Annotated in this window: 15 protein-coding genes and 2 pseudogenes; 6 read left to right on the forward strand and 11 right to left on the reverse strand. The window is 33.6% G+C overall.

Going from position 1 to position 12,051, the window contains the following annotated elements; translation table 11 throughout:
- The 5 genes and pseudogenes from A5819_RS17860 to A5819_RS17880 all read left to right on the forward strand — a co-directional run.
- On the forward strand, positions 1 to 292 hold a 292-nt coding region (locus tag A5819_RS17860), incomplete at its 5' end, for a helix-turn-helix domain-containing protein (RefSeq protein ID WP_139843562.1).
- A 179-nt stretch (positions 293 to 471) separates the two neighbouring features.
- Entirely contained in the window at positions 472 to 774 is a 303-nt protein-coding gene (locus tag A5819_RS17865; RefSeq protein ID WP_139843332.1) for a hypothetical protein, read from the forward strand.
- 73 nt (positions 775 to 847) lie between these two features.
- Positions 848 to 1,807 (forward strand): zinc-binding dehydrogenase, encoded by a 960-nt coding sequence (locus A5819_RS17870; protein ID WP_086281968.1) that lies wholly within the window; start codon positions 848 to 850, stop codon positions 1,805 to 1,807.
- Positions 1,808 to 1,816: 9 nt separating this feature from the next.
- Positions 1,817 to 2,596 (forward strand): annotated as a pseudogene (locus A5819_RS17875) (sulfite exporter TauE/SafE family protein).
- 145 nt (positions 2,597 to 2,741) lie between these two features.
- Positions 2,742 to 3,371 carry a family 16 glycoside hydrolase gene (locus A5819_RS17880; RefSeq protein ID WP_086281967.1) on the forward strand — a complete coding sequence of 210 codons (630 nt, stop codon included), beginning with the start codon at positions 2,742 to 2,744 and terminating at the stop codon, positions 3,369 to 3,371.
- A gap of 155 nt (positions 3,372 to 3,526) precedes the next feature.
- On the opposite strand, the gene A5819_RS17885 is transcribed toward A5819_RS17880, so the two are convergent.
- The 6 genes and pseudogenes from A5819_RS17885 to A5819_RS17910 all read right to left on the reverse strand — a co-directional run bounded on the left by A5819_RS17885 (position 3,527) and on the right by A5819_RS17910 (position 9,672).
- Positions 3,527 to 4,108: a hypothetical protein gene (locus A5819_RS17885; protein ID WP_086282039.1), complete on the reverse strand. Its 582-nt coding sequence runs from the start codon at positions 4,106 to 4,108 to the stop codon at positions 3,527 to 3,529.
- Positions 4,109 to 4,124: 16 nt separating this feature from the next.
- Positions 4,125 to 4,496 (reverse strand): DUF6262 family protein, encoded by a 372-nt coding sequence (locus tag A5819_RS17890; RefSeq protein ID WP_086281966.1) that lies wholly within the window; start codon positions 4,494 to 4,496, stop codon positions 4,125 to 4,127.
- A gap of 14 nt (positions 4,497 to 4,510) precedes the next feature.
- Positions 4,511 to 6,595, reverse strand: a complete 2,085-nt coding sequence (locus tag A5819_RS17895; RefSeq protein ID WP_086281965.1) for a tyrosine-type recombinase/integrase — start codon at positions 6,593 to 6,595, stop codon at positions 4,511 to 4,513.
- Entirely contained in the window at positions 6,592 to 7,695 is a 1,104-nt protein-coding gene (locus A5819_RS17900; RefSeq protein WP_086281964.1) for a tyrosine-type recombinase/integrase, read from the reverse strand. The genes A5819_RS17895 and A5819_RS17900 overlap by 4 nt, the downstream gene beginning before the upstream one ends.
- A gap of 85 nt (positions 7,696 to 7,780) precedes the next feature.
- Positions 7,781 to 9,054 (reverse strand): annotated as a pseudogene (locus tag A5819_RS17905) (Y-family DNA polymerase).
- A 429-nt stretch (positions 9,055 to 9,483) separates the two neighbouring features.
- The gene (locus tag A5819_RS17910; RefSeq protein WP_086281963.1) at positions 9,484 to 9,672 is read right to left on the reverse strand and encodes a transcriptional regulator; all 189 of its coding nucleotides are present in this window, start codon (positions 9,670 to 9,672) and stop codon (positions 9,484 to 9,486) included.
- Positions 9,673 to 9,817: 145 nt separating this feature from the next.
- Here A5819_RS17910 and A5819_RS20015 point away from each other — a divergent pair, with 145 nt between their 5' ends.
- Entirely contained in the window at positions 9,818 to 9,904 is an 87-nt protein-coding gene (locus A5819_RS20015; protein ID WP_303393689.1) for a type I toxin-antitoxin system Fst family toxin, read from the forward strand.
- Positions 9,905 to 10,064: 160 nt separating this feature from the next.
- Here A5819_RS20015 and A5819_RS17915 read toward each other — a convergent pair whose 3' ends face one another.
- The 5 genes from A5819_RS17915 to A5819_RS19425 form a co-directional block, all read right to left on the reverse strand.
- Positions 10,065 to 10,382 carry a hypothetical protein gene (locus A5819_RS17915; RefSeq protein WP_086281962.1) on the reverse strand — a complete coding sequence of 106 codons (318 nt, stop codon included), beginning with the start codon at positions 10,380 to 10,382 and terminating at the stop codon, positions 10,065 to 10,067.
- A gap of 140 nt (positions 10,383 to 10,522) precedes the next feature.
- Positions 10,523 to 10,825, reverse strand: coding sequence for a hypothetical protein (locus tag A5819_RS17920; RefSeq protein ID WP_086353083.1), 303 nt, complete (start codon positions 10,823 to 10,825; stop codon positions 10,523 to 10,525).
- A gap of 136 nt (positions 10,826 to 10,961) precedes the next feature.
- Entirely contained in the window at positions 10,962 to 11,318 is a 357-nt protein-coding gene (locus A5819_RS17925; RefSeq protein WP_086353084.1) for a hypothetical protein, read from the reverse strand.
- 31 nt (positions 11,319 to 11,349) lie between these two features.
- Positions 11,350 to 11,580, reverse strand: a complete 231-nt coding sequence (locus tag A5819_RS17930) for a hypothetical protein (protein WP_086353085.1) — start codon at positions 11,578 to 11,580, stop codon at positions 11,350 to 11,352.
- 10 nt (positions 11,581 to 11,590) lie between these two features.
- Positions 11,591 to 12,051 (reverse strand): helix-turn-helix domain-containing protein (locus A5819_RS19425; protein ID WP_217809042.1); only part of this gene is annotated, 461 nt, incomplete at its 5' end.

Below are 12,051 nucleotides of genomic sequence, written 5' to 3' on the forward strand. Positions count from 1 at the left end.
AGCAACAACAGTTGATTTGATTGGTAATAAATGGAAATTATTGATTATAAGGGAATTATTGACCGGTACGAAACGTTTTAATGAAATGAATCGTGTAATTGATGGTATCAGTCCTAAAGTTTTAACTCAAAACTTAAGAAAGATGGAAGAAGACGGTATTATCAATCGGAAAGTTTTTGCAGAGATTCCTCCAAAAGTAGAATATTCTCTCAGTGAACTGGGAGATAGTTTACGACCAATAATTAACTCTATGAGTGACTGGGGAACTGACTATATCAAAAAAATCTTATGAATGAGAAATAGCTACGTTACAGGATTCGGAAGAATCCTTTTTTTATCCATAAAACTTTATAAGGTGTCATTAGTTACTTCAAGGTAAGTATGTAATAAAAAAGTGCGTTCTTCCTTTTAATTACTGCATCCTCCATAATAATAGTGTAATCAATTATTTAGAAGATATGGGTGAGAAAAATGGAAAAGCAGGTTTTTGATCCGTTATTAATATTTCAGCAAGTACTAAATTCTGAAATAAAATGGCTGATAGTAATTATCCTCCAAAACGAGGCTGCATTGACATTTCTCGAACTGCTAGTGATCATTGGAATAAACAAGGAAAGGCTTCAAACTATGTTATGGGAAATGGAAAAGGAACGAATCATTAAACGAGAGATCCGTGGGAGAACATATTATTTTGAGTTAACTTCTTTGGGACAGTCCGCGTGGGAAATTGGAAATAGAATAGAAAAATGGTGGCATCATCAACATACCTATTAAAAATGGAAAACGGGTAGAATCTAATTACTTTGGTAAAAAAGCTATTTAAAAAGGAAATAAGGAGATATAAAATATGAAAGCAGCTGTCATTTACGAAGCCGGAGGTCCAGAAAAACTTATATACCAAGAAGTTTCTAAACCTAAAGTAAAACCTGGTTGGTCATTAGTTAAGGTTAAGGGCTTTGGCATCAATCATTCAGAGATTTTTACACGAGAAGGAAAATCTCCAACTGTGGCGTTTCCAAGGATTCTAGGCATCGAATGTGTGGGCGAGGTTGTAGAAACAACAGACGAATATCGTCTTCCAGTAAATCAGCGAGTCATCTCAATCATGGGAGAAATGGGGCGTGATTTTGATGGAAGTTATGCAGAGTACGTTTTATTACCGAATAATCAGATTTATCCAGTGAACAATCATCTTGATTGGAAAGACTTAGCAACTATACCTGAAACTTATTCCACTGCATTTGGATCAATGGAAGCTTTGAGGGTAGACGAATCTGATTATGTTCTCGTAAGAGGAGCTTCAAGTGGAGTGGGAATCGCTTTTATGCAACTGGTAAAAGGGAAATATCCTGATATAAAAATTGCAGGAAGTACTAGAAATCTTAAAAAGGCTGGAGAATTATTGCTTTTTGGGTTTGATGAAGTTATTCTTGACGAAAGTAATACTTTAATAACAGATCAAAAATTTCACAAAATTCTTGATCTAATTGGACCGATTGCAACAAAAAATTCATTTAAGCAGATCGAAGCTGAAGGAATCGTATGCATCACTGGTCAGTTGGGTGGAGAATGGTACCTTGGGGAATTTGATCCTATCATTGATATTCCTAAAAGCAGTTACCTAACTTCCTTTTATTCTCAAAATGTAACCGAGCAAATGATAAATGAGCTTTTAGAGTATATCGAAAGATATGATATCGGAATACATCCTGAAAAAATATTCTCGCTGGCAGAGATTCAAAAAGCGCATTCCTATCTGGAAAGTTCTCAAACACTTGGAAAAATCGTAGTGTTAAATGAAGAATAGGAAGTAGATATGATAGGCGTTATTTATTTTATCGTTATTATTTTCGCTAATACAATTGGTGCAGTTTCTGGCATGGGAGGAGGTGTGCTTATAAAGCCAATCTTTGATTTAATTGGTGCAGATAACGTATCAACTATTTCTTTTTATTCTACAATAGCTGTTTTTACAATGTCTATTGTATCGACAGCCAGACAAACTAAAAATGAGATTGAAATAGTTTGGAAGGAAATTAGTTTACTTTCTTTTGGCTCTGTTTTAGGTGGAGTAATGGGAAATATATTCTTTGAATTATTTTTAAAACTGTTGCCTAATGGAGAGTACGTGACTATGATTCAGACTGCTCTCACAGTTATTACTTTATGTTTCGCCTTGTTTTATAGTAAATTTGAATTGAAAAGTTTTAGTTTGAAAGGGAAGAACTGGCATATATTTTGTGGATTGATTTTGGGCTTTCTAGCCAGTTTTCTAGGAATTGGTGGAGGACCAATAAATGTTGCTTTACTCATGTGGTTATTTGCCATACCAATAAAGCAAGCAACCGTCTATTCAATAGGTATTATTCTATTTTCTTAATTGGCTAAAATCTTAACAATTGCAGTAATCTCCGGATTCTCGAATTATGATTTAACTATGCTTGGATTTATTGTTCCTGCTGCTGGGATGGGCGGACTAATTGGTGCCAAAGTGAGTCGTTTATTATCTCCAGATAAAGTGATAATTGTGTTTCAATTAACGATTATTGTCGTGCTGTTCATTAATATTTTTAATTTGTTTCAGCTGTTTCCTTAAAAAAATTTAGGAGAAACAGGTATAAATCTAACACTTACCTAAAGGTAAGTATGTAATAAAAAAGTGCGTTCTTTTAAAGTGTAAATAATAAATTTATACTGATATTATAGAAGATAATTAATTAAGCAAAGAAGGAGTTTGAATGATGACAGAAATTTTAAAAGAAATAAGTGTCGAAAAAGAGTCTTTTGAAGCGGTCAATGTCTTCCTAGAAGATGCAAAAGTAGACGGTATTAAGGCATTACGTGTAACAAAAGATCCTGTGATTACAGGTGAAGATGAAGCAACCTATGCAAAATTAATAGATTCAGAATTCCAAAATGGAATTATAGAAGTAAAAGTGTTCAGCAAGCTTTTAGAAGATGCACCCGATTACTCAAGAGGATTTATAGGTGTTGCCTTTAGAATTAACGAGAAGAATGACACATTTGAAAGTATCTATCTTCGTCCAACAAATGGTAATTGTGATATACAATTACGAAGAAATCGTTCTGTTCAATATTTTTCATACCCCGATTTTAAATATGATCGCTCTCGAGAAACGAATCCTGGTGAGTATGAAACTTATGCAGATATAGATTTAAATCAATGGATTGATATGAAGATTGAAGTAAAGGGTGAGCAAGCAAAACTTTATCTTAATGGTCAAAAAAATCCTACATTAATCGTTAATGATATGAAACACGGAGGGAGTAAAAAAGGAGCTTTGGGGCTTTGGGTAGATATCGGTACAGAAGGATTTTTCAAAGATTTAAAGTTTACTTCATATAAATAATTCTCTTTTTATTAAAAAGTAACATTAAGTTTTGATCAGACCTAGTGGTTCTGAACACTTTCTTGTTGTGTTCAGAACCACTAAGTCTTTGACATTTAATTTTTATAGGTCTGGGAATTGTAAGACTACTCCATAAAAAAGCATTCCAGCTTGAATCATAACTCTAAAATTTTTTTGATTATTTTTTTAATATCATTCTGCCTATAGAATGGAATTTCCAAATACTTCACATTATTTTGTCGACACCATTCTCGCTTGATTTCCATTACCCTTCTGATATTGTTAAATCGTTTTAAAGTAGCTCCACGTCTAAAATAATGATGTGTACCATGGTACTCTATAAAGTACCATCGATCGTTTTTTTGAAAGGAAATGTCTACTCTTAAAGGCCGACCATCAATATTTACTAGACCTTTGAAACACCTTTCCCTATGGTAAGTATAGCCTCTTTCGTTCAATAACTGTCCTATTAAGCGAATTTGCCAACTTGGCTGACTTTCAAAATAAGGAAAGGGTTTGTGAAGATATTCCGCCATCAGGTGATAAGATAGATTAATTATTCTGACTTTCATTACTTTTTCATCTACTTTTATTTTTACAGTGTCATTCAAATGAATTAAGTTTAATAGAGAATACGGTAGAAACCAATCATATAATTTTGATTGGTTTTTGCCATTTTTTAGGATACATATTGAAACAACATTAAACATTTTTTTGATAGGGATCAATTCATTCATATTTTTGTCTAGTCCTTCATTTATGAGTAGTTCGTTCAAATAGTTCGCCATACATTCTTTTGATCTGTTCTTTAAGATCTTTGTTTTCCTTTTCTAAATTAATTATTTTTCTTTTCAGAGACCGAATCATACTGTCTGATTTAGAGATGTTTACTTGTTTATACGATTTTTGAAGTGTTCGATTTCTGTGAACAATTATTTCTTCTCTGACTTCTGGAATAGTATATAGTGTAGATTTACCTATTCCCGCTTGCTTGGCAACTCTTGAAAAATTGATTGGTTGGTCTATGGATTGGAGATAGTTAATCGCTTGATTAATACGATTAAGCGTCTGTTTTCGTCTGTTCTCATGTACTTTTTTCAAGTGTTCTTTTTGATCAAAAACCATATCGTTTTTCCTCCCTATCCTATTCTGTAATGACGACCATAAATGACACTCCCTCTACTGATTTTTTCCTCAATCTCAATATATTTCTCTAGTAACTGTTGATTTTTCGCGACCATATCCATTCGATTGTGTTCCTTCAGTAAGTCAATGGTTTTTTGTATCGTCCTTATGTGTAAAAGATATTTTTCATTATCTAAATTAGACAGACCAATTGCCAAATCCTTACAAGGGTTCCCATTATTACAGCTGAGGCAAGGTGGCTCAGTACTAAATGGACATTTCCCATTCATTCGAGCTAAACAGGTCCCATAAGGATTGTCAATGGCGTTTATTTTATGGTTTTGCCAGATAGATAGAAGAATATCTTGATCCATAGTATCAGCTGACAATTGTTCTAACACACCATTTTGATTAAATTCAAAGGTACCTGTTGCCATTACTTTTTCGAATTCTTTTCTCTTTGTATCATCAAGTAATTTTGCATAAACCATAGTCATTTCTGGAGAAGCATGTGCAAGCAATTCTTGAACAGTTAATATGTCTGCGCCATTATTCAGCAATTTTACTGCATATGTGTGCCGAAACTCATGCATCCGAAATCTAAAAATATTCCCTGATTCATCGACAATGTTTCTATCAATGGCTAGAGCATTTAGCTCTTCACTCACAAATTGTTGATAAAATGGTTTTCCTCTCCGTGGACCTGTAAGACGTGGGAATAAATATCTATGAGGGTTATTATCTAAATTAGTTTCTACCTCACATTTTTTAATCAGAAATGATAAGATATCAGCTAAATGATCATCAATTGGTAATCGATGGTTATGGACTTTTGTTTTGGAAATGTCTGTTTCTAGGTACGATATATGATTGATTTTGACCAAACAGTCTTTAGTCAATGAAAGAACATCAGAGATTCTAAGGCCTGTCTTAAAGGCAATCCAGACGATAGGCGTGACAGTAGGGTTTAGATATTCTAAGTTATTAAACAATTGTTCTAAAACACTATCAGGGATATGATTGATTTGTCTGTTTTGTGTGTATCTTGGGAAGTCATCTGGATTAATAAGTTGACGAACTGATTTTATTGGTGCTTCAACATGATCAATTAATTGTAAATACTCTATAAATGTTCGAATCTGTCCCATACAGTTATTTAAATGATTGTCCACACTTTTAAGCTTATTTTCCTGATAATAGCACCTAATCCATTCAATAAAATCCAATATATCGCTTCTGGATATATTTCTAAGTGAGTTTTTCTCTTTTTCAGAAGGAGCTATGATATTGAACAAGCGAGATAAAGTTTTTGCATATCCTTGCCCTGTATGCCAGCTTAAGTGCCTCTTTCCTAGTAATCTATCACGTATATATTCCTTTAAGATAATTTTCAATTTAGAATTTTTAATACTATCAAAACGTATGAAACCTTTGGGAGCAGACTTATGAAAATCAAAATCAAATTGCTTTTGAAAATCCTTTATACGCCAGATATCTTTAATAAGTAATGGTCGATCATCTAGGTATTCCATAATGGAGTTATAAGCGGATAGAAGAAAAGCAGCGGTCCGTACTTTCGTCACGCGTGCTGCCCCTCCATGTCGATATTTACGTTTTTCTGTTATAGAAATCCCTGTATCACGTAGCCATTGAATATATTTATCGTTAGCTTTTTCAATATCAAGTTCTTTTAATGAACTATATTCTGGATAAAATAACTTCATAAAATTAATTATACGATATCGATGGGTGTGTTTTTGAAAAGCTGAATAGATACTCCATTCTTCACTGAACAATTTCAATTTATATAGACATTTCAATTCTAAATTAATTAGTTCATTTTCGGAATTGAAATTAATAATAAATATGTGATTCACAGGGTTATTACGATATGCGAGCAGCTTCTCTTGAAATTGAGGAAGTAATACGAAAAAATCATAAGTCCAAGTATCATTCCTTAGTAAATAATCATCCTCAATAACTGTCTTTTTAACTGATCCATCAGATAGAATCTCCTTTTTTGTATAAGATTTTAGAATTTTTTTCAATTTCTGTTTATACTCTTCTAATGAGTAGGTATGTGTAAAATGAGCTTTCATTTTTCCTCCAATCTAAAAGCAACACTTGCCTTTTCCCATTGTTCTCGTATTTCCTTATCAGTTGGGTGTAAGTAAAGGTTCATAGTTGTTTGTATCTGTTTATGACCTAATCGTTCCTGAACAAATTTTATGTTTTTTGTTTTCTCAAAATACTTTGTCGCATGGGTATGTCGATAAAGGTGCGGATACAAATGAAACCCAACTTTTTTCCTTAATCGTTTGAAAAGAGCAGATACATCTTGATAATTCATAGGAGTTCCTTTGGACCTTCCTTTCAGTTTTACCAATAAAAAATCAGTGGCATCAAAATCTGATATGAAATACATATAGTCATCGAACAGATCTATCAAATCTGAAGAAATATAAATATTTCTTTTTCCAGTTTTCAATCGACTGTCATTTGATAGTTTTGATCGTTCCGTTAAACGAATATGGTGTCCATCAACCAAGTCAAAAATGATATCTTCTTTATGGAGGGAAAGTGCTTCTCCAATTCGAAGACCACTCTCAAATAATAAGGAAAGTAGAAATAGATCGCGAATATTGGTGGTGTTCTCGAAAGCAGCTTTAATGACAGCATCTGGAATTATCTTGATTCTTTCTTTAGGCTCTTTCAGTTTTAAAACATTTTTAGTCACCAGCTTACTTTTATTGATATGATACAAAAAATCTTTGTATTTTATAACTCCTTTAACATCTACATAAGCTTGTTGGGCAATATCATGGTTAATATAGTTAAACTGATATAAAAATTTATAAAATGACAATACAGCTACCATTCTCAAGTTAACTGTTTTTTCTGATTTGAGAGTTGGCGGTTCAAAACATTTAACTTGTTCCAGCAGTGTTGGATTGACTAACCAGGAAAGAAAGTTAGAAAAAGTTTTAATGGTTGCGCTTTCATATTTTTGATTAGTTATAGACAAAAATAGAAAAAAATCCCTTAAGCCATAGCAATAAGTACGCTGTGTATTGGGACTTTTTTTTACTGTGTCTAGGTACTTCATAAAGAGAAGAACTGGCTGTATAACCTGTTGATCAGCATCTAGAACTAGATAACGCTTTTCGTCACTACTTAAGACTATCTCTTGAACTTTCATCAACTCACTCCTATCTTCTTTGATTTTCTCATATAATGGAAAGTCAAACAAGAGACTGACTGATATATAAGAAGGACAGAGTATATTAGATATTCTGTTCTTCATTTAGTTTACTATAGTTTAACGCTCTCGATACAGCTGTTGCACCTTCCATTAAAGAAGAAGCATGTATCAAGGCTTTAAATCCGTATTTCTTCCTGATTGTATCGATCAAAAAATCTAACCGTTCCTCATTTACTTCCTGGACTGGATCAGAAAAGAGGTCCAGCTGGAGTACATCTGTTTGAACTAGCTTTGAATAGGAAACACCAATGTGGCGTACATCCTGATAATTGTATTCTGACCGAAAAAGTTGTAAAACATGTTCTGACAGAACTTTTGTATTATTTGATAAGGAAACCTTTCTCTGTTTACTCCATCCTGAACGTCCTTTACTATCTATATAACCTTTGGAATACCCAACTGATACAGAAACGCATCCTGTTTTTAAATGGCTGCTACGCAATCGAGAAGCCACTTGATCGACAATCTCCTTCAGCACTAATTCTAGTTGATCTTGCCTAGAGATTTATCTACTTTAGCAGCTGATTTCTTTTGACCTAAAAAACTACGATCGACACCCCACGAGTGGGCGAACAATTGTAACCCCATCACACCAAATTCACGCTTCAGTCTGTATGGATCAGCTTCAGCAATTTCTCGAATAGTTCTGATCCCTAACCAATTAAGGCGTTTCACTGTCCGGTGACCGATACCGCAAAACTCTGTCATTGGGCTTATTCCCCATACCTTCTCTTGCACGTCTTCATAGCGCCATTCAGCGATAAAGTCTTTACTGTGTTTTGCGCCATTATCCAGGGCTAACTTGGCCAACAAAGGGTTCGCTCCAATCCCTACAGTGACATAAATTCCTGTTTGTTCTTTCACCTTCAGTTGGATCTTCTTTGCCATTTCATACGCATTATTGCAGTTAAATAGCTTCAAAGAATCCGTGACATCTAAAAAAGATTCATCTACACTAAAAACAGAATGATCCTCGTCCGCAACAAACGATTTATACACTTGATTGATTTCTACATTTTTCTTCATATACAAATTCATACGTGGTGGTACGATCACAAGATCCTTATGATACGGAACTTCATTTGATCGAGTGACATTTGAAACACCTAACACTTTTTTCGCGAGGGGAGAAGCAGCCAGCACTAACCCTCCTGCATTGTCTGCACCACTCATAACAATTAACATCGTTTTTAGTGGGTGAAGTCCACGTTCTACACATTCAACGCTGGCATAGAAGGACTTGCAATCGATACATAAGATATCTCTATTCGGTTCTTTGTCATAGTCAAATTTCATTTACCTCACCTTTTTCGTATGGATTATATACCCCCAATTATACGAACTAAAGTTCCCCTTGTCTAGCATGAGATATTTTCCTTGAAGACAAAAAAAGCCACATACATTATTGTATGGAGCTTTAGCATACACTTTTTACGTTTAAAGTATTAACCAATTTTTTTCTATTCTACAGCCATAGATCATTTCAGAAGTTTCTTTTTTCTTTAGTAGCTGTAATGATTTATTAAACATTAGAGTGGTGACTAATTCTTTCATTTCTATCGGCTTTTGCGTCACTTCAGCAGCAACCAATACTAATTGATCCTGATTCTATGTGATCTGGCCAATCGAATATACCTGGTCTTTAAGTTCAATCTTGATATCCTTAACAGCATCATGTTGAAAATCGACTGATAGAATGGTTAGAAGCTCTGTCGCTCTCATAGGCTAATTCTTCAGTTCTACGTATTGCCCTTGCTGCAATACATATTTACGTTTACATGCTCCGCATTCAAAATAAGATTGTTGGTATTTCTTTTGTGCCAGCTTGCCACAGTCACATTGAACATAGTACGGTACCGTGCGATTATATCCAGTGATCTCTATTTTCCAAGTGTCAAATGCTTTTCTAACCATGTTTTCCCCTCCAAATTGTGTTTTGAAATGCTAACTATTTACTTTTTTAGGAAATATTTTATTTCTTAACGCCTTTACTTTGAAGTTAGGTTATAATTAACTGTCGCCTATCCGACAGTCTTGCGACTGGAAGGAGGTGTTAACTGTGCTAAAACTTTTCATTTGCCCCCTTCTTGTCGGCTTAATAGTAGCTTTATTCGAGTATTGGCTGAGTAAACGAAACAAGAAGTAAAACATCCTAACGGCGACATCAGCCAAAAAAAGAACCCTTAGAGAATCCGACTTCTCTAGGGGTTTAATGTTAACTGTGCTATTCATTTGCACCCCTAGTATACCATCTTTTTTATTCGATCACAACATTGTTAGTTTTTACCGATCTTTTTTGACACTGTTTAACATTTCGGATAAACTTGATTATCTCGTAATTCAATAAGTCTATTCACGTTACTAGCAATGGATTCCGCACATTCTTTTTGGAGTTGTTTGTATTTTGGCTTAAAAGTCCTTTTTAATTGCCAGAGAAGCATTTCTTCTCCATCATTGAACGCTGCATAAGGTAGGTTTTCCTTTACAATAGCCTTAACAAAATAACTTTTCTCTTTATGTTGTTGCGTGTATTGATTTATTCTTTTTAGACTTACATTATCAGCATCGATTGCTAAAATCTCTCTGATCTCTTCTAATGCTTCTTCACGAGTGTTTCTATTCATTTTACAACCAACTTTCTATTAATTTGTTACTCTTACTTTAAACTATGTTTTACAACATTTGAAGGAAGCGTGTCAGATTAATATACGTGATTTAGTTCTTATTGATCCTTTTTGAAACAGCTTCTCATGCATGCTGCTTGCTAGATTTCTACTTTAATCAAAAATCCTTCAGGAAATGTTTTATTCATTTCCTTGTTAAAATTAGATATTAAATTTTGATCAATGCCTGGAAGTAGTTCATTTAATTTTTGAGCTATCTCATCAAAATCTTTGAAATCAACCCAAGAAAAGGAAAATACATTATCCTTCTCTAATTGTTCTATCACAACTTCAACGAAAAATTCACCATGTTCAAAATCTTCGTTGTGGAATATAGCTTTCACATTATTGATATAAGAATAATCAGCTATGGGACTTGCTACTGTTTGTTTTGTTATATCCATTTTATTGTCCTTCTTTCTAATCCTTTTTGGTATTTCCGAACGAACGTGCAACCAAGTACAATATTTTTAGTCACCATTTCCGAACAATTTTCCGCTTTAGGAATTTTCACCGTTCGTATTCATCGTTTTTCGGGAACTACGAAAAAATCACTTGAACATAAAATTCAAGATTTATGTTTACATACCATCTGATAGATTCAAACTTTTGTATATTGTGTGATTTTAGTATTTCTCTGTAAAATGGTCCTTTAAAATTCATACTGTTCACTTCACTTGGAACTTTGGCAAACACTACTTTATTTCCTTTATCATCTATGAAGTCTTGATCAATACTTGGCCATGTAAAGCCTTCCAACTTGCAACACTTGAATTCCTTTTCTAACACTTCAGAATCTGTGTAACTATCCTTTAAGTTTACTAGTCCTTTTTCTGTCACGTCACCATAAAAAGTTAATCCTGGTATATTCTTCTTTTGAAAATCTTTAAACTCCATTTATTCGCCTTCTTTCTTATCCTTTTTGGAACTAATCTTCATTGGTTCTAGCAAAAGAAATTTCCCTATAAAGTCTCATTGCAGCATTCTTTTTCAGTTCCTCTTGCAGCTGTTCTTCAGTTTCAAATGTGATCATTGTCCCATAATGCTTTTCTAGTTCATTCATCAATTCAACGAGTGCCAAATTCCTTCTGTATGATCCTTTTTGATTTTTGAGTTCACTAAAATCTGCTTCAATTTCATTCAACATTCTTTTCAACATTATTCCTCCTTCATTTTTCTTTTTTATAGTAAATGACCGTTCCAAAGTCAAATTTGATTCCACGATTCTTTTGTGCCTTATCTAGGTACGTAGGCTTTGGAATATCTTTAATAGAAACGCCTGTCCATTCTAAATAATCTCGTACAAGTTTTGAAAATTGAAGATAAGCTTTTTTTTCAGAAGTAGCAATTTTTTCATTTACAATATTAGAGTCCTGTAAAACAAATATTTTCCATACTTCATTATTTGCTTCTTGTTCCGTCATACCTGTTAGATACTCCATACCTTCTCTACTTATGATTTGCGTTCCTTTTCCGTTCCCTATCTTAGTAAAAGTTCCCTCAAGGAACTTTTCAGGATAATTATTGTATTGCTGTAAAACATAAGTACGTTCTTTATTCCATCTTTCACTTGCTTCAGGAAACGTCATAAGTCCTAAATCTTTCAAATTCAACTGATCACTCCCAATCA

This window comes from Enterococcus sp. 7E2_DIV0204 (assembly GCF_002140855.1).
In the GTDB taxonomy this organism is placed as follows: Bacteria; Bacillota; Bacilli; order Lactobacillales; family Enterococcaceae; genus Enterococcus_L; species Enterococcus_L lemimoniae.